Source organism: Sphingomonas natans (genome assembly GCF_030546695.1).
GTDB lineage: Bacteria > Pseudomonadota > Alphaproteobacteria > Sphingomonadales > Sphingomonadaceae > Sphingomonas_I > Sphingomonas_I natans.
Window position 1 is genome coordinate 109,550 of record NZ_JAUOTP010000009.1, and the last position, 17,475, is coordinate 127,024.

Below are 17,475 nucleotides of genomic sequence, written 5' to 3' on the forward strand. Positions count from 1 at the left end.
CGGAAGGTCATGCGCATGACGCATGCTCCTGCGTCTTGGCCCCAAGCGCGAGAATGCGAATTCGGTAGGTCAGTGCGTCGCCGTCGAAAACCTTGTTGGGCCCGAACGCGACATCGAGCCTGTCGCCTGTCTTGAGCGTCACCGGCAGCGCTTTCACCTCGAGCCTGTCGGTCAGAATCGCCTGATGGATCACGCGATTATTATGACGGATTTCGATCGATAGGCCGTCATTGTGGGAGCCGGTCGTGAAACAGGCGCTTATCGAGGCGGGGGTCGTTACGCTCGCCGTGTAGCGCACGGTTGCTGCCAGCGGATTGCTGCCCTCGCCAGCGGGCGTAGCGGAAGCTTCCCCGATCGCCAGCGGACGGAGATCAAGGTCTCCCCAATAAGACGTCCAGTTCCAGTCGATGATCTTCAACGGCACGGTTTGGCCCGTCGCTCGCCGCGCGAGATAGCTCCAAGGCGGACCCGCATATTGGTAAAGGCTGTCCGCCATGACCTGACTTGCGCCAAGCGTGACGCGATCAGCGCCAGTGACGATAATTGGGTCGGGGCCCGCCACGAGGGGGCCCACCAGTCGCTGGCCACGCACATCGAAATTGCGCGCATTGCCCTCGACATGGATCGGCCGGGGAACGCCCCAGATCACGTAGGTCTGCGCGCCGAAGCGATACACGTAATTGCGGCGATCTCGAGCGCCAACGCGGACGGGGCGGCCGTGGGCAAGGAGAAGGCGCTTCGCGGCCAACATGGCCTCGCCCGCGGGTTTCGTGCGTGCCTCGGAGTCGAGAAGGCCCGTATTTCGGAAATATGGCTCGTCGATCAGCGCGTACCAGAAGAGTCCCGCTACATCGGGTTCGGCCGCAATGAGGCACAGCATGCGTATCATGAGGCTGGCTGACATTCGAGGGTCATCGACCTCGTCCCCCGTCTCAGTTGCCCAGATTGGCCGCACTCGCCCGTGCCTGTGCATGGCAGCGCGAAGCCTCGGCAGTTCGACCTCGAGTCCTTCCGGGTGATCGCGATAAGGGTGAACGGCAATTCCGTCGGCGCTGTCGAGCACCCCCTGCGCGAACAGAGTGTCTTCAAAGCCGGTTGCCACCATGTTGCTTGATCCGGCGAGGATCTGCACATCTGGGTAGCGGGGCTTTACGACGCTCGCGACCGTCTTCAGCAGCGATGTGTGCGCGGACGCCACGGTAACACCGGCGGGGAGGCGGCTGTCACCGGCGTTGATCTCGTTACCGACTTCTATCGCCTCAATGCATCCGGATCCGAAGCGATCCAGAACTGCGTTAAGATAGTCGGCATAAGCGCGCTGTGCGGCGGGCGTGTGTGCAGTAGCGCCTTTGTCATAAGCTGCATGGTGAGGGTCGATCATGAGCAGCAGCTTCAGGCCCTGCCCACAGGATTGGGCGACATATGCCGCCGAGCCGCCGTCGAAGTCGTACCGGCCGGGCTCTGGCTCGCCTTTGCCCCACGGCAGATCGTCGCGAATGATGCCGATCTGAAGGTCGCGGGTACGCCTGACAAGGTCCAACGGCCAACCCTGATCGAAATGGGTCGCGACACCGACGACAAGAGGCAATGGTCGACTTGCCGCTGACTCGGCGGCAACCGCAGCGCGCTTCCCTGCCAGGCCCACGGATGCGGTCAATGACGAAAGGACGGCCCAGTCGGCCTGCCGATCGCGCACGAGAAGCGCGATCGCGAAAAATACCGCGAGCGCCGCGGACTTGCGCCTCACATCGCTGCCACAAGCGCCGCGCGGATGCCGGCATCGAACTTATCCGGTGCGAACCGGCGCGCCCAGGCCAAGGGAACTTCGGGATTGAATCCCGGTAGCCAAGCCTCCATGGACGCGACGCCTTCGATCAAGCCGTCCGCAGTCTGCTCATCGAAGTGCAAGCCGGTTTCGCCATGGACCACGGTATCAAGAGCTCCGCCCTTGCCATAAGCGAGAACGGGGCGTCCTGACGCCATCGCCTCGACAGGAACGATGCCGAAATCTTCTTCGGCTGTGAATACGAGCGCCCGGCAACGCGCGTAGGCGGCTCGAAGCTCGTCGAAGGGAAGATGCGAAACGAATTCTATATTAGGTCCCGCGCGGCGTTGCAGCTGTTCAGCTTGCTCGCCCTTTCCCACCATCAGCAACGGCAAACCGAGGCGCGTGAAGGCCTCGACCGCGATGTCGCCGCGCTTGTAGGGTGTCATCTGACCGACCCAAAGATAGCGACTTTCGACATCGCGGGTCGGTTTATAAAGATCAACCTGCACGGGCGGGTGCACGACCTCCGACTGCCGGCACCAGACGCGGTGGATGCGACTTTGAACAAAGGTGGAGTTTGCGACAAACATATCAACGCGCGTCGCGCAGGATACGTCCCATTGACGGAGGCGATGGAAAGCCCAAGGCATAATCCACCGCGCGACCGGCCCCGATGACGCAACATAATCGTGGTATTGGTCCCACAGATACCGCATCGGCGAATGACAGTAGCAAAGATGCATTGCGTCTGGCGCTGCAATAATCCCTTTGGCGGGACCGGATTCGCTGCTTATAACGAGATCGTAGCCGCGGAGGTCGAGCTGCTCGAGCGCCATTGGCATTAGCGGCAAATACTTCTGGTAATGCCGTCTGGCACCAGGAAGCTTTTGAATGAAGGTCGTCTTTATCGGGCGTGAGCGGATCAGATCCGAAACGGCGCGAGGCTCATAAACATGGGTGAAAATGTCGGCTTCCGGGAAGAGATGAAGCAATCGCTCGAGAACCCGTTCGCCTCCGCGCATACCAATCAGCCAGTAATGGATGATCGCCACACGTTTCGGCGGACCGACACGTCGGGACGGCGCGATGGCGACTGGCAGCGGTTTTGGAAACAACTGGTTCATTACGTGGCCCTCACAAACTGTAGTATTTTTTGAAGCGAGGAAAATAGAAACTCGGGTCGCCGCGACCGATGCGGATTTGCCGCCGCATATCGACTCGGCTCAATATGACGCCTGCGATCCTGCCGCGCTGCGAGCGCAGGAGATGGAGCGCCGCGTTTGTCGCGTCGTCGGGTGTGTGTCGCCAGCGCACCACGAATGCGATGGCATCAGCCATGATGGCCAATTCGCGCGTTGTGGCTACGGGCAACACGGGGGCGGTATCGACTACGATGCACGAATACCGGTCGCGAAGACTATCAATGAGCGAGCCCATCGCTGGCCCAGTCAGCAAGTCAGCTGCATCGAACGGTCGAGCGCGCATCGGCAGAATGTCGAGCTCGGTAACACTATCCTGCACCAGCGCGTCGTCGAGTTCGACGTCACCGTTCAGGACATTGAGGAGCCCAAATTCTGCATCAGCGGACACCAGCCTATCACTAGCTTGAGCTTGGCTGTAATCGGCATCGATCAGCAGCACGCGTTCGCCCTGGCGGGCGATGGTGCGAGCCAGGCAGATCGATATTGTCGTCTTCCCTTCCTGCGGCAGTGCGGAGGTTACGAGCAGGACGCGTGGCGTTCCCGCGCAAATCTGTCGAAGCGATGTTAGCAGGCTGCGAAAGGACTCGGCGAAGCTCGAGCGCGGCGCGGCGACAACGGTTTCGCCTGTGCCCCGGACCTTCGAGCGGGGGCCAGACAGCATCGGGATCGCACCGAGATAGGCAAGGCCAAGTTTCTGCTCGACCTCGCGACCCGTCGTAAATCCGGAGAAGGTCATTTCTGCGAGGAATGCCGCGGCTAGACCCGCGCCGATGCCCAGCACACCTCCTAAAAGCATATTCAGCTTTGGACGAGGGCTCGTCGGCGCGAGCGGAACGGACGCTCGCGATACCACACTCGCGTCCGGCCGCTCCGTGCCACCTTCCGCGACAGCTTCCTTATACCTGTTCAGATAGCTCTCGTAGAGCGATTGGGAAGACTGAGCGCGCCGTTGGAGGTCATCGAGCCCCGTCATCGCCGCATTGTTCTGCGCGAGCGTGTTGCGCGCCTTTCCCAGACTCTCGGAGATTGAATGCAAACGTTGACTGGAGACCCGAGTGCGTGCGTCCAGGTTGGAGATCACCCGGCCGATCTCCGCGTGAATTTGCTGATTGATGTCGTCTAGTTCACTGGCCGTGCGCCGGACGTCGGGGTGGAGCGCGCCGTAGCGATTTCGCAAGGTCGCCAGCCTGCCACTGACCTCAGCCTGCCTTGCTCGCAGCCCTGACACCACGGCGGACCCTAACGCTTCGCCGACATCCTCGCCATTCGAGCCTTTGAAAAGCTGCTCACGCGCAGTATTGAGACGAGCAAGATCCTCGGATGTCTGCGCGCGAGCAGCCGACACGGCCTGATTGTATGTCGCAATTTCTTGCTCGGTCAAAGATGCTCCTGACGTGCTGAGCAAGTTATTGGCAATACGATATTGCTGAACGCGAGCGGTGTCGGACTGTGCTTGAATGCGCAATTCCTCGAGCCTTCGCTCGAGAAACCGCGTAGCGACACTCCCCAAGTCTATCTTGTCGCGAAGCTGACCTTGCGTATACTGCCGGACATATTCGTTTGCGATCCGAGCCGAGTTGGTCGGCGAAACGGTCGTGATCGAGATCTCCATGGCAAACGTCTGGCCAAGTCTGGTGACGGACAATGCATTCTTCAGGCGATCTATGGTTTCGCGCCCGAGCTCGGCGGGACTCGGCGGTGGAGTTGGCCTCCGCTCGCCTCGGATCAGTCGGTCGAGCCAGCCCTGCTCTTTGGGGGCCACACCTACGCCTGGATTGAAGCTCGGATCGCGATCCAAGTTGAGAGCCTGAGCGACGCGATCCGCAAGGTTGCGCGATTTCAGCACTTCAACCTCGGTATCGGCGCGATCCGCAGGGGTCAGTGTGGTTTCCGCCACCTTCTCGATCGGCGTAATTTGCTCCTGCCGCATGTTGAGCACAATCTCGGCTGTCGCTGTATAGAGGTTCGGCTGGCGCATCGTGACGAAAGCCGCGCCGCTCAGCACGGCAGCGAACACGAGGAAAAACAGCGGCAGCCGGCGCCGTAGCGTGGTGGCAAGCGCTCGTAGATCGAGTGTGTCGGCCCGCATCTCAGTGTTTGGGGTCACAAGCGGCGCTGGCAGCCCAGCGCTTTCGGCACGTACGATGATCTGCGGCTGATTCACGGCGCGGCGCTTTCGCGGAGGCACGCCGCGCGCGTCACTTTTGCACCGTGATCGTGAAACGGGCCTCGCTGCCGCGATAGCTGCGACCCGCTAAGCCTGCGCCGCTTTGCTTACGCCGATCATAGTGGAGGCCCAGCTCCACGAAACGATTGACCAGCAACCGGAATCCCATGTTGGCAACGGTGCGACGATCGCGCCGATCAATCCCGCGGTACCGTTCTCGGGTCCTGGTCAGGCCAGCGTTGAGCAGAAGCCTCCGCATGGGTTCGTAATCAACTTTGCCCTCGACCTCGTCCGTCAGGATGCCGGCCGCAGAAAGAGTTGGGCTCTCGTTGATCGTCCGCCGGCCACGCGCGGATATCGTCACCAATGTCGTGACGTTCCAGGTGAGCGCCCCATCATAGGCAAACGCCGTAGCGGAGGGACTGTTATCGAAGCGTCGGTGCAGATAGCCCGCGCCGATCTCGCCCGAAATGAGGCGAGTAATCGCGAACTGGAGGCCGCCGAGAAGGGTATTCTGGCTCGAGCTCAGCAAGGCGGCGGACGTCACTCTATCGTAGTGCTCGCGCTGGTGCGCACCCTGAACGAAAACGATTATGCCAGGGCCCACCAGATAGCCGAGCCGAGCCGTTACGCCGGATTCCTCATGATCGCGGTAAGATTGGTCGATGCGCTGCGATCCGACGCGCGCATCCTGATAGGACAGGTGGTCAATGCTCCCGCCAATCTGCGCTAGCAAACCGCCTGTGGCGCGACGGATCGTCGCCCCGCCGCCAACCTGTGCAAACCGGATAGGCTCGCCGCGGGTGACGATGTCGCCGGCCGTGCCCCGCCGCTCGATCGAGCGATTTGCATGTGCTTCGCCATCGATCAGCAGGCTACCGGTCAGATCTAGCCGTCCGGATAGAGCGCTGTTATACTGATCATTATTTTCGGCTCGCGCGTTCGGATATCGTTCAAAGAAGGCGTCCGCGTTGAGCTTGAGTTGATGACGGTGCCAGTCGCTACGCAGCTGGAGTGACGGCCGCAAAGTAAAGACCGAGCTCCGACGAATGTTGCGATCGACATCATAAATATTGCTGTCGTAGCCCGAGACGCCTTGCATGGTTGGATAAAGTGTGAAGCCGCCGAGACGGATCCCGATAGGGTCTAATCCCGGCCGTGATCGGGTCAAGATTTCGTTGCCGGCCACGCTTGAAGCGGGCTGCGCCAGCGCGTTCATCGGCCGAGCGGTGAGCGTGACCACCGCAAAGCCAATAAGCCGCAGCATCCGCCTAGCCGTTGCCGCGTGCTGCACCTAGTATCCGCCCCCTTCATCATCGTGATAAAGTTCTCCGAGTCCAGATATGGATCGATGAATCAGTCAGATCGTCGGTTAAGACCCCCGCATCGTCTATCGCCCATAAGGGGTAACCTAAGGCCAATGGGACTACGCACTGAGGTTACTTTGCCATATCCACGGCTGACGCTATGACTTGCTATTAAATTATGGCTCGCTCTTAAATATTGTAAATATTGTGAGGATTTAGATCCTTGATGGGCACGATTCACAGGCCAAGATCCCGCAACCGAACTTGGCGGGCGCATAATCATCTGACGAGGAAGCGCGGACTGCCTACCGGGCCAGTCGCGCTGTTGTGCGCAATCAGACGGGGCTGATCGATGGGCGAGCTCCCCCGGGACCCACTTGGAATGCGGCTGCGCAGGCTGCTCAACGCTGTGGTCGATGAAGCCACGCCCCGGCTGGCGACGTTTGTCTTCCGGAACCGAGCGGGCCGGCTGCCCATTCTGCCCAGCTCGTTGAAAAATTTGGAGCGCGGCGAGGTCATCAATCCAAAAATCGCAGCACCGACGACGCGGGCCGCGTCATGCCCAAAGATAATCTTCCAAACCTGGAAAAGCAGGTCAGAGATTCCAGATAACTACCGGTACTGGCACGGCACGTTCCGGGCTAAAAATCCCGAACATGTAGTGATACTGTGGGACGACGATGACAATCGTCGTTTTATCGCGGAAGAGTTTCCGTGGTTTCTAAATACGTATAATTCGTATCCATCGGAAATATATCGCGCCGATGTTGTGAGATACTTCTTCCTTTTCCGCTACGGTGGGATTTATGCGGATCTGGATACAGAGTGTCTGAGATCGGTGGACGAAACCACAGCGCTGGGAGACGTCGTGCTTTGCAGGATGGGTGCCGACCGCGCGTTCCCGCACTCGGTACCCAATGCGGTCATGGCGTCCAGGCCCGGCGAAATATTCTGGCTCTATGTTGTGCTGCTTGCGCGTCTGGCTAGCGCCGACATGTCGCGAGACGTCAAGGGGGGGCCGGAAGCGATGACCGGACCCGTGCTTCTCAAAAATGCATTAGACGACTTCGTCCGGCTTGACCGGGCCAGCGCGTGGGCCGCGGTCGGCGCGATCAGAGCATTGCTGACCTCTGAACAGCGCGGTATCCTCAGCCAAGGCTCCATTAGGGTGTTAAAGCCCAAGTCCTGGTACCCCTTGGACTGGACCAACCCGATCCATAAATTGCTCCGCAGTCAGCTTCTCGACCGCCGTCAGCTATTGCCAGCGGATGTAGCGCGCGCGCTGTTCCCTGGATCGACCGTCGTAACGTATTGGAGCCACTCATGGTGATCGAGCGCAGCTCGGTAGGATCGGCTGGATGTCCGCCCTCGGCTGACCCCGGAGCGGCTGTCGACGGTGTGATATCGGCATCGTCCGAGCGCGAAACTGCGTTCGAGCCCGACATGCTGGAGACGCTCATCCTTTTGAGGCTTGGCTCGGAACGCGAACGCGTCTCCGCTGACTTTCGACGCTCGCGGGAACAGGGTTGCGGGACCGCGATCGTCGACGATCTCCTTCCGACAGCGGTGCGTGAAGCGATCTTCAGCGCTGTTCCCACGAAGGATCTCATGCTGCGTCGGCAGTCGCTGGGCGAGCGGAAATATTGCATGGCGCAGACCGTGGTGATGCCATCTACGCTTCAAAACTGCGTGAAGGCTTTTGCTTCGCCAGAATTGGCTGACGCCCTAAGCGGGATGATCGACGTAGGTAGGTTGGTTCCGGACGCCAATCTCTACAATGGCGGTGTTACGGTGATGAGCCCTGGCGACTTTATGCGTCCTCATCTCGACAATTCACATAATCGCAACCGGCGGCGCCGCCGCCGGCTTGTCGCGCTCTATTACCTCTCCCCGGTTTGGGAAGATCGGAACGGTGGTGAGCTTAGAATCTGGTCGTGCGACCCGGTGCGGCAATTGCAGGCTATATCCTTCAGACCGAACCGGCTCGTTCTCTTGGAGGTCAGCGATACAGCTTGGCATTCAGTCGAGCCAATTCATGGCGATGCTGATCGCATCAACCTGACCACCTATTACTACGAAGCCGAAGAGACACGCGAGCCGGTTCGGCTTACCCGTTTCATGGGGTGGCCGGGAGAAACGATCATCAAACACGTTCTGAAAGGCCAATTTCATCTACGAATGCTCGGACAGAAAGTCGGCGCAGCGTATTTTACCCGAAATTCGCACATCGATCATGCGGGCTAACGGGCGTCCGGCCCGCATGACCCGATCCGTTCGCGACCTCTCGGTACGTGTCACTGGTGGATGAGGTCGATGCCATCGTTTGTGGCGCTGGCGCGGTCGGGCTCGCTGTCGCGCGCGCTTTGGCTCGCTCTGGCCGTGAAGTGTTGCTCTTAGAGCGCGAGAGGCAATTCGGGACGGGCACCAGCTCCCGCAACAGCGAGGTGATTCACGCTGGAATTTACTACGCACCGGGATCGCTCAAGGCCGCTCTATGCGTTCTTGGCCGCGACCAGCTCTATCACTTCTGCGAAGAACACCATGTTCCCCATCGCCGGATCGGCAAACTCATCGTGGCGCGCGACGCGCGCGAGCTGAGTAAGCTTTCAGAGATCGCATATCGGGCTGCACAAGCGGGCGTCAGTCTGGTCGAGATGGACGCGGGTAAAGTGAGCGAACTGGAGCCGGCGCTATCGTGCGAGGCGGCCCTCTTTTCCCCTCTCACAGGGATTATTGATACGCACGTATATATGCAAACTTTGCTCGGATCCGCTGAAGCGGCCGGGGCCACCCTGGCATGCGACGTCGATATTGCTGCCGTTGAACGACGCCGAGGTCTTTGGCAGGTTTGGCTGGCGGGAGCGCGCAGTCCGGTGGTTGCCGCGCCGATCTTCGTCAATGCAGCCGGTCTCGGCGCGCAGCGCCTCGCGGTGCTAATCGACTCCTTGAATCCCAGCCATATCCCCACTCTCCACATGGCACGGGGTCATTATTTTGCTTATTCCGGCCGCGTTCCGTTTAACCATCTCATATATCCCGTTCCCGTTCTTGGCGGCCTTGGGACTCATCTGACCCTCGACCTTGCCGGAGGGGCGCGCTTTGGGCCCGACATCGAATGGATAAATGACATCGACTACCGGGTCGACACCGCCCGGCATGCCCAATTTGCGGCCGCAGCCACCGCGCTCTGGCCGGGGCTGGATACCACGCGGTTAAGGCCGGACTTTGCGGGCATCCGGCCAAAACTATGCGGACCGGGCGAGGCTGATGCCGATTTTGTGGTTCAAGGACCTGAAGTGCATGGCCTCGAAGGTCTTGTCAGCCTTTTTGGCATCGAATCGCCGGGTCTGACGGCTTCTCTTGCGCTCGCAGATCTCGTTTGCGCGCGGCTGGAGATAGTTCAGGGCCGCGCTTAATGCCTCGCTCAATCCAGCATCAATCTTTAGAGGTATCCAGTTTGAACTATTGCTGAGAGATCATCTCTAATTCAAGCTTCTACCGTGCAATGGGACAGAATCATGTGCCAAAAGCAAACGGGGAAAAGACTTGAAGGCTATGATCCTAGCCGGGGGACTCGGCACTAGGCTATCGGAGGAGACCTCCGTTATGCCGAAACCACTCGTGGAGATTGGTAGCGAGCCGATACTTTGGCACATCATGAAGATCATACGTGGTCACGGTATCAGGGAGTTCATCGTTTGCTGTGGCTACAAAGGATTACTGATAAAGAGATACTTCGCTGAGTATGGACTTCGAGCTCTCAATGTCACCTATGACCTCGCAGAGTCGTCTGTCGAATATCGCGATCGACATGGCGAAGACTGGCGGGTGACGTTGCTCGACACGGGACTTGATACAATGACCGGCGGACGTTTGAGACGCGCCGCGGACCTCCTTGACGACGAGCCGTTCCTCATGACGTACGGCGACGGGGTGGGAAACATCGATATTTCGGCACTTGTCGATTTTCATCGATCCCACGGTAAGCTCGCTACGGTCACGGCCGTCCAGCCGACTGGCCGTTTCGGAGCGATGTATCTTGCAGAGCAGGATCCTCACGTTCGGGCGTTCAAAGAGAAGCCTGACGGTGACGGCACCTGGATTAGCGGTGGCTTCTTTGTGCTGGATCCGCGCGCGCTCGACCTCGTCACCGGCGACGACTGCGTCTGGGAGCATGGTCCGATGGGGGCGCTGACCGAAGCAGGAGAGCTCGTCGCATACCGCCATCAGGGCTTTTGGCATCCGATGGATACGCTGCGCGACAAGCATGTGCTCAATGAGCTCTGGAATTCGGGCAAGGCGCCCTGGCAGACATGGTGAGCGCGCTCGCTGGGACGGGCGACGCGCCGCCTTCTTCAGAGATGACGATCCATGCGATCGGGAATACCGACGCCAGGCTCATCTCGCCGCGCGTACACCGGGATGGTCGCGGCGCCTTCGCCCGCAGCTGGTCCGCCGACATTTTTTCAGCCGCCGGCATCGATTTCACGCCGGTGCAGGGGAATGTGTCGTTCACACGCCGGCGCGGCGTAATCCGCGGAATGCATTTCCAGCGCGACCCATGGCCGGATGCCAAGATCGTTCGTTGTAGTATGGGCCGCATTTGGGACGTGATCGTCGACCTGCGCCCTGGGTCTGAGCAATTTGGCCAGCCGCAGGTTCGTGAACTTTCGTGCGAAAGCTGGGTGATGCTCTACGTGCCACCTGGCTTCGCGCATGGTTTTCAGACGCTGACAGATCATGTGATCGTCGAATATCTCATGGGCGAGCGCTACGTGCCTTCAGCGTATGATGGCTTCCGCTACGACGATCCAGCGGTTGCCGTTCGATGGCCTGAGCCGATCTCGAGCATCTCCGCCTCAGATCTGAAATGGGCGCCGCTTGCAGGCCGTGTGTCGGGCTTTGGATCGAACGATCAATGAAGGGTGGAAGTTCTGAACTTTCTGCACGCGGCCTGATCACAAGGCCGTTGATCGATCTGCACGAAATGGTGCGCCGCCTTTATCCTCTTCCGCGCAGCCTTACCGGAGATGGCGTCCGCGAGACACTTCGGCAAATCGCGCGCGATATCCCACTAGAGATCCACGAAGTTCCTAGTGGAACGCCGGTTCTCGATTGGGAAGTGCCACTCGAGTGGACCATTCGCAAAGCCACGATCCGGACATTGTCCGGCGATAAGATCGTTGATTGGGCGGATAACAATCTTCACGTGGTCGGCTATAGCCAACCGGTTAATCGGCTTGTGTCTCGTGCAGAACTTGCGCGACATGTCCACACGCTTCCGGACTTGCCGGACGCAATTCCGTACCGCACCGGCTATTATGCACAAAGCTGGGGGTTCTGTCTGTCGCACTCGCATTGGTCGTCGATGACCGACGAGATCTACCGGGTCTACATTGACAGTGACTTGGTGTCGGGCTCGATGAGTTACGGAGAGGCCTTCTTTCCTGGCAACTCCGAGGATGAAATCGTTGTAACAGCCCATGTCTGCCATCCCAGTCTGGCCAACGACAATCTGTCGGGCATCGCCGTCGCCACGGCGCTCGCCGCTCGTCGTAATCTCAGCGGCCCGGGCCGCCTCGGGCTGCGTATCCTCTTCCTGCCGGGAACAGTCGGCGCGATCACATGGCTTGCTCACAACGAATTCAAGCTCGATAGGATCAAGCATGGCTTGGTGCTGACCTGCATCGGCGACACTGGACCGTTCCATTACAAGCAGAGCCGCAGCAACGCCCCAATCGACAGGGCCGTTGCGCATGTTCTGAACAATGGCGAGCATGAGTTCGAGATCCGGTCATTCGAGCCCTATGGTTACGACGAGCGGCAGTTCTGCTCGCCTGGCTTCGATCTTCCGTTCGGCTGCCTGATGCGCGCCGTACACGGCAACTTCCGCGAATATCATACCTCGCTGGATGACTGCGCGTTTGTCACTGCAAGGGCCCTGACGGAGTCATATCAAGTCGTGACGCGGCTCGTCGACCTCTTGGACGCAAATCGCAAACTCCTTCGCCAGGACGGGCGTGGCGAGCCGCAACTCGGCCGCCGCGGCCTGTATCGCGCGTTAGCTGGACAAGCGGATGCGGGCGGAGCCACGCAGATGGATCTGCTCTGGGTGCTCAACCTCGCAGACGGCAATCACAGCCTGCTCGATATGGCGGAACGCGCCAAAATTCCCTTCGCCCGGCTCGATGCTGCCGCGGTCATCGCCGAGCAGCACGGGCTCATTAGAGAGGTAGATTAGCCATGGCGACGACCGACATTTTCGCACCGCCCCGCCCACAGCCTTTATCCGAACGCCTCGCGTCCTGCCGCTCCTGCGCGAGCGACGACCTCGAGCGTGTACTTGATTTGGGAATGCAACCCATCGCCAACGCGCTGGTCGAGGTCGATGACGTTGATAGCAGGGAGGCGCGCTTCCCGCTGGAGCTGATGGTCTGCCGCTCGTGCAGTCTGTGCCAGGTCAGCGAGACGATCCCCCCGACGTCCCTCTTCGGCAACGATTATCCATACTTCTCCTCATTCATTCCCGCACTGCTTGAGCATAGTCGCGCCCATGTCGAAGCCCTGATTGCGGAACGTAAGCTCGGTCCCGACGATCTTATCGTGGAGGTCGCCAGCAACGACGGCTATTTACTCCAAGCCTTCCGGGATGCGGACATCCCCATATTAGGAATAGACCCCGCAAAAGGCCCAGCGGACGCGTCCGCGGCGCGCGGCATTCCAACGCTAAACGCCTTCTTCGACGCTGCGTTGGCTGAACAATTGACCGCCGATGGCACACGCGCCTCGGTGATGATCGCAAACAATGTGCTTGCTCATGTCTCAAGCATCAATGACTTTGTAAGCGGTTTCTCGATTTTACTTGCAGATGATGGCATCGCAGAGTTTGAGTTTCCCTACATCGTCGAGTTGCTAAAGAGAAATGCATTTGACACAATCTATCACGAGCACATATTCTACTATTCATTGCAGGCTCTTGAGCCGTTGTTCGCACGTCATGGCCTGCATTTGAATGATGCAACGCCGCTAGAGATTCATGGAGGTTCGCTAAGAATCCGCGTTAGCCATCAGCCCGGTCAGTCGATGCAGCTGATAACGCTCATGAACCTAGAGAAGACACTTCGCCTGAACAGCCTCGAGCCATATATTGACTTCGCCGACCGCGTTAACGCCATCCGTGATGATCTGCGCTCGATGTTGACGGATATTGTGGAAGGAGGAGGAACGATTGCGGCATATGGTGCCGCCGCGAAAGGGGCGACGCTGCTCAACTTCGTAGATCTTCCGAGCGGAATTATAAAGTATGTTGTCGACCGGAACATTCATAAAGTCGGCAAATATATGCCAGGGTTAATGTTGCCAATCCGCAACGTCGCTGAGTTTGAGCATTCACCGACCACACATCTGCTTATTTTGCCCTGGAACTTCGCTGATGAGATTATCTCTCAACAATGCGCATTCGCCAAGGCAGGCGGCAAGTTTCTGGTGGCAATTCCTAAGCCTCAGGTTGTCGACGTCCATTTTGGCCGTTGATCGACCCTTTGACAAGGACCTGACCAATGCGCATTTTGATCACCGGAAATATGGGCTATGTCGGTCCAGTCGTCGTCGCCCATCTTCACGAGACGATGCCAGATGCCGAACTGATCGGCTACGATACTGGCTTCTATGCGGCCAACCTCATCAACGCCCGACCACTGCCCGAGCATGTGCTTGCGAGGCAGGAGTTCGGAGATATCCGCGATCTGCCGGCGCGGCTTCTGTCGGGCGTGGACGCGATCGTGCACCTCGCCGCCATATCAAACGACCCAATGGGGCAGCGGTTTGAGGACGAGACCATCGAAATAAACCAGTCTGCAAGTGTGCGGCTGGCGCAGCTGGCCGCGGACGCGGGGGTTGGCAGCTTCGTATTCGCTTCTAGTTGCAGCATTTACGGATTCGCCGAAGGCGAGCCGCGGCGCGAAGAGGATGATCTTAATCCGTTGACCGCTTATGCGCGTTCGAAAGTTGGGACCGAGCGGGCACTCGCTCGTCTCGATAATGCAGCCGGGATGACGATCACCTGCCTGCGCTTTGCCACCGCCTGCGGCGCGTCGCCCCGCTTGCGCCTCGATCTTGTTTTGAACGATTTCGTGGCGTCGGCGCTGCTCAACGGCGAGATCAAAGTCCTGAGCGATGGGACGCCATGGCGGCCGCTCATCGACGTTGCCGACATGGCGCGCGCCGTTGAATGGGCAGTCCTGCGCCGGCCGGAGCGGGGTGGGCGCTTTCTAGCGGTTAACACAGGGAGCGACTCTTCTAATCGGCAGGTCGCGACGCTCGCTCGCGCGGTCGCCGATATCGTGACGCACACCACAATCTCGATCAACAGCGACGCTCCACCGGACAAGCGATCTTATCAGGTCGATTTTGGGCTGTTTCGCGCGCTCGCGCCCAATCACCAGCCCCGAGTGGATCTAAGCGTTTCGATAGCTGCGCTGCTGACCGACCTGATTGCCTCGCGCCTGCCAGAGCCTGTGCTGCGGGCAACCACAGTCAGGCTGCGCAATCTTGAAGAGCATCTCGACACCGGGCGGATCGGCGACGATCTACGCTGGCGCTCGCGCGCCCAGCTGGAAACAATGGACGCAAGGCTCGCGGTGCAATGAGCGACGGCAATATCGTGATCCTCGGCGGTGGCATGGCAGGCTTCGGTGCTGCCAATCAGCTGTTTGAGATGGGCATCAAGCCGCGCATGTTTGAACAGCGTGCGCGCCCCGGGGGCCTCACGTCGAGCTTTGATCATGGCGACGGCTTCATATTCGACGAAGGAGTCCACATTTCGTTTAGCAAAAGCGAGCGCGTGAAGGACATATTTAGCCAGTCGGTCGGCGGAGACGTGAATATCGGACGCGTCTATTGCAACAACTATTGGCGTGGGCACTGGATAAAGCATCCGGCGCAGGTCAATCTTCATGGCCTACCGGTCGACCTTGTCGTTGACTGCATCAGTGACTTCGTCAGGGCGCAAGCGAAAGAGCCACAGCCGGTCGACAACTATCACGATTGGCTGATCGCAACCTACGGGCCGACCTTCGCTGAGACGTTTCCCATGGTTTATACGCGCAAATACCATACGACGGATGCCAGCAACATGACGACCGACTGGCTGGGTCCCCGTCTTTATCGCCCGGAGCTCGGTGAGGTGTTGCACGGCGCACTAGAACATGAACCCCTAGACGTGTTCTACGTTGATGAATTTCGTTATCCTTCGCATGGCGGCTTCGAGGCGTTTATGCGAAGCATGATTTCGAAGGCGGATGTCTATTGCAGCCATCGGGTAACGTCTATCGATCCGCTGCGCCGTCAAATCAGCTTTGCTGATGGATCGTCGACGGAATATGGCTCCCTTATTTCGTCCTTGCCGCTGCCAATACTGGCGAAGCTCGTCCGTGGCGCCCCCGCCGACGTGCTCGATGCTGCAAACCGGCTCGCTTGCTCGCAGTGCGTCGTCGTCAACATCGGCCTGAATCGTCCGATAAATAGCAGGGCTCAATGGTCGTACTTCTACGACGAAGATATTCCGTTCGCTCGCGTGAGCTATCGCAACGCTCTTTCGCCTTATTCGACGCCGCCCGGCTGCGGTGCTTTGCAGGCGGAAATATACTTCAGCGAAAAATATCGGCCGTTTCGCGGTGCCCCCGAAGAGCAGATCGATCCAGCTATCGATGCTCTTATCCGCTGTGGAATTGTGGCAGACCGGAGCGAAATCATTCACCGGAGTGCAACTTGGTTGCCTTATGCCAATGTCATTTTTGATCATGAGCGAAAGCCCGCCCTAGAGACCGTGCAGGCGTTCGTTGCAGATGTTGGAATTGCTTCATGTGGCCGCTTTGGCCAATGGGGCTATATCTGGACTGACGCAGCTCTGCTGAGTGGTGAACAGGCGGCACGGCGGATTGTGAAGGCGCGGGCCGCATGACAGCGGATTCACGCTCGCCGTTGGCAGTGATTGTAACGCCTGTTTACAATGGTGACGCGTTTCTTGCGGCAGCCATGGAATGCGTTCAGGCGCAAACTTATGACAACCTGCTGCACATCGTCCTTGATAATGCGAGCACCGATCGAACACCTGAAATACTTGACAGGTATCGCAACGCTACAGTCCCGGTCATCGTGTACCGGAATAATACGGTACTGCCACTGACAGACAATTGGGATCGAGCATTTTCGTTTATACCGCGCCGCGCGCGCTACGCAAAACTGTTATGTGCCGACGATCTGATGGCGCCAGATTGTATGCGTCGCTTTGTCGAGCTCTCAGAAGCGCATCCTTCGGTCCAGACGGTGTCCTGCCAAGATGTGCACTGCGATCTTCTTCGACGGGCAAACATTCCGCTCCACCGGACCGTCGTCGACGGGGTGGCCGCCAGTCGCGCCATACTCGACAGGAGCATTGCCTGGCTCCCATTCCAACATCTCTTTGTCCGCCTCCATTCTATTGACTTTGATCAGCCCTTTTTTGGCACGCACGAATATGGCGCCGATCCGTATGCCGTGGTTCGGGCTGCGCTTCGCGGAGACTTCGGATATATTCATGAGCCGTTGGTTTATAGCCGCCGCCACACGCGCGCGGCGTCCAACAGCCTAGCGGCTGACGATCGTAGGCCGCTTTATGCGAGACAGGTCAACATGATGTTGTTGACCTATTTCAAAATGATACTTGTTTTTGGGGAGCGCTGCTGGAGCGTCGACCGCTATGCGAGAGCACGTCGCTTTGCGCAGCGAAATCTTGCCCGCACAGCGCTCAAGTGGCGGCTTCGGGGATTCTCCCTCGCCCATGAAGAGCTGCGAACCGAGCTCGCGGCGGTAGGCCACTCTCTTGGGCTAGCCGATTATTTGGCCGCGATATTTGATTTTCCTGGCTACTGTCTTTGGAAGTTGCGCTGGCGCACGGCGATCGGACCGTCTGTCAGTGAGCAAATGTTCCTGTCTCGCCACACACTCCCAGCGTTCTAACCCCATTAGAGATACCCCCGTTGCGCTGTAGCG

The 17,475-nt window shown here is 58.9% G+C and carries 14 protein-coding genes; 10 read left to right on the forward strand and 4 right to left on the reverse strand.

Annotation, left to right across the window (positions count from 1 at the left end; translation table 11 throughout):
* Positions 1–7 precede the first annotated feature (7 nt).
* Genes Q4F19_RS17450 through Q4F19_RS17465 form a run of 4 tightly spaced genes read right to left on the reverse strand, consistent with a single transcriptional unit; the run spans position 8 to position 6,404 of the window.
* Positions 8–1,747 (reverse strand): hypothetical protein, encoded by a 1,740-nt coding sequence (locus tag Q4F19_RS17450; RefSeq protein WP_303545279.1) that lies wholly within the window; start codon positions 1,745–1,747, stop codon positions 8–10.
* Positions 1,744–2,892 carry a glycosyltransferase gene (locus Q4F19_RS17455; protein WP_303545282.1) on the reverse strand — a complete coding sequence of 383 codons (1,149 nt, stop codon included), beginning with the start codon at positions 2,890–2,892 and terminating at the stop codon, positions 1,744–1,746. The genes Q4F19_RS17450 and Q4F19_RS17455 overlap by 4 nt, the downstream gene beginning before the upstream one ends.
* Positions 2,893–2,902: 10 nt before the next feature.
* Positions 2,903–5,134, reverse strand: a complete 2,232-nt coding sequence (locus Q4F19_RS17460) for a GumC family protein (protein ID WP_303545285.1) — start codon at positions 5,132–5,134, stop codon at positions 2,903–2,905.
* A gap of 34 nt (positions 5,135–5,168) precedes the next feature.
* Entirely contained in the window at positions 5,169–6,404 is a 1,236-nt protein-coding gene (locus Q4F19_RS17465) for an outer membrane beta-barrel protein (protein ID WP_303545288.1), read from the reverse strand.
* A 392-nt stretch (positions 6,405–6,796) separates the two neighbouring features.
* Between Q4F19_RS17465 and Q4F19_RS17470 the strand changes: the two genes are divergently transcribed.
* From Q4F19_RS17470 to Q4F19_RS17515, 10 genes are all read left to right on the forward strand, one after another.
* The gene (locus tag Q4F19_RS17470) at positions 6,797–7,774 is read left to right on the forward strand and encodes a glycosyltransferase family 32 protein (RefSeq protein ID WP_303545291.1); all 978 of its coding nucleotides are present in this window, start codon (positions 6,797–6,799) and stop codon (positions 7,772–7,774) included.
* Positions 7,768–8,688 (forward strand): 2OG-Fe(II) oxygenase, encoded by a 921-nt coding sequence (locus Q4F19_RS17475; protein ID WP_303545294.1) that lies wholly within the window; start codon positions 7,768–7,770, stop codon positions 8,686–8,688. The genes Q4F19_RS17470 and Q4F19_RS17475 overlap by 7 nt, the downstream gene beginning before the upstream one ends.
* Positions 8,689–8,744: 56 nt before the next feature.
* A complete protein-coding gene (locus Q4F19_RS17480; protein ID WP_303545297.1) occupies positions 8,745–9,860 on the forward strand; it encodes an NAD(P)/FAD-dependent oxidoreductase in 1,116 nt (371 codons plus the stop codon).
* Positions 9,861–9,999: 139 nt separating this feature from the next.
* Positions 10,000–10,764 carry a glucose-1-phosphate cytidylyltransferase gene (rfbF, locus tag Q4F19_RS17485; RefSeq protein WP_341850202.1) on the forward strand — a complete coding sequence of 255 codons (765 nt, stop codon included), beginning with the start codon at positions 10,000–10,002 and terminating at the stop codon, positions 10,762–10,764.
* Complete coding sequence (locus Q4F19_RS17490) at positions 10,758–11,366, forward strand: dTDP-4-dehydrorhamnose 3,5-epimerase family protein (RefSeq protein ID WP_303545303.1); 609 nt, start codon at positions 10,758–10,760, stop codon at positions 11,364–11,366. The genes rfbF and Q4F19_RS17490 overlap by 7 nt, the downstream gene beginning before the upstream one ends.
* 47 nt (positions 11,367–11,413) lie before the next feature.
* On the forward strand, positions 11,414–12,685 hold the full coding sequence (locus Q4F19_RS17495) for a DUF4910 domain-containing protein (protein ID WP_303545305.1): 1,272 nt from the start codon (positions 11,414–11,416) through the stop codon (positions 12,683–12,685).
* Between the two features lie 2 nt (positions 12,686–12,687).
* Positions 12,688–13,977 (forward strand): class I SAM-dependent methyltransferase, encoded by a 1,290-nt coding sequence (locus Q4F19_RS17500; RefSeq protein WP_303545308.1) that lies wholly within the window; start codon positions 12,688–12,690, stop codon positions 13,975–13,977.
* A 26-nt stretch (positions 13,978–14,003) separates the two neighbouring features.
* On the forward strand, positions 14,004–15,092 hold the full coding sequence (locus Q4F19_RS17505) for an NAD-dependent epimerase/dehydratase family protein (protein WP_303545311.1): 1,089 nt from the start codon (positions 14,004–14,006) through the stop codon (positions 15,090–15,092).
* Positions 15,089–16,405: a protoporphyrinogen/coproporphyrinogen oxidase gene (locus Q4F19_RS17510; RefSeq protein WP_303545314.1), complete on the forward strand. Its 1,317-nt coding sequence runs from the start codon at positions 15,089–15,091 to the stop codon at positions 16,403–16,405. The genes Q4F19_RS17505 and Q4F19_RS17510 overlap by 4 nt, the downstream gene beginning before the upstream one ends.
* A complete protein-coding gene (locus tag Q4F19_RS17515; RefSeq protein WP_303545316.1) occupies positions 16,402–17,442 on the forward strand; it encodes a glycosyltransferase family 2 protein in 1,041 nt (346 codons plus the stop codon). The genes Q4F19_RS17510 and Q4F19_RS17515 overlap by 4 nt, the downstream gene beginning before the upstream one ends.
* Positions 17,443–17,475: the final 33 nt, after the last annotated feature.

Excerpts from the sequence above, each read along its gene's own strand:
- Q4F19_RS17455 (WP_303545282.1), bottom strand. The coding sequence starts at position 2,892 with ATGAACCAGTTGTTTCCAAAACCGCTGCCAGTCGCCATCGCGCCGTCC.
- Q4F19_RS17465 (WP_303545288.1), bottom strand. The coding sequence starts at position 6,404 with ATGCTGCGGCTTATTGGCTTTGCGGTGGTCACGCTCACCGCTCGGCCG.
- Q4F19_RS17470 (WP_303545291.1), top strand. The coding sequence starts at position 6,797 with ATGGGCGAGCTCCCCCGGGACCCACTTGGAATGCGGCTGCGCAGGCTG.
- Q4F19_RS17475 (WP_303545294.1), top strand. The coding sequence starts at position 7,768 with ATGGTGATCGAGCGCAGCTCGGTAGGATCGGCTGGATGTCCGCCCTCG.
- rfbF (WP_341850202.1), top strand. The coding sequence starts at position 10,000 with ATGATCCTAGCCGGGGGACTCGGCACTAGGCTATCGGAGGAGACCTCC.
- Q4F19_RS17490 (WP_303545303.1), top strand. The coding sequence starts at position 10,758 with ATGGTGAGCGCGCTCGCTGGGACGGGCGACGCGCCGCCTTCTTCAGAG.
- Q4F19_RS17500 (WP_303545308.1), top strand. The coding sequence starts at position 12,688 with ATGGCGACGACCGACATTTTCGCACCGCCCCGCCCACAGCCTTTATCC.
- Q4F19_RS17505 (WP_303545311.1), top strand. The coding sequence starts at position 14,004 with ATGCGCATTTTGATCACCGGAAATATGGGCTATGTCGGTCCAGTCGTC.
- Q4F19_RS17510 (WP_303545314.1), top strand. The coding sequence starts at position 15,089 with ATGAGCGACGGCAATATCGTGATCCTCGGCGGTGGCATGGCAGGCTTC.
- Q4F19_RS17515 (WP_303545316.1), top strand. The coding sequence starts at position 16,402 with ATGACAGCGGATTCACGCTCGCCGTTGGCAGTGATTGTAACGCCTGTT.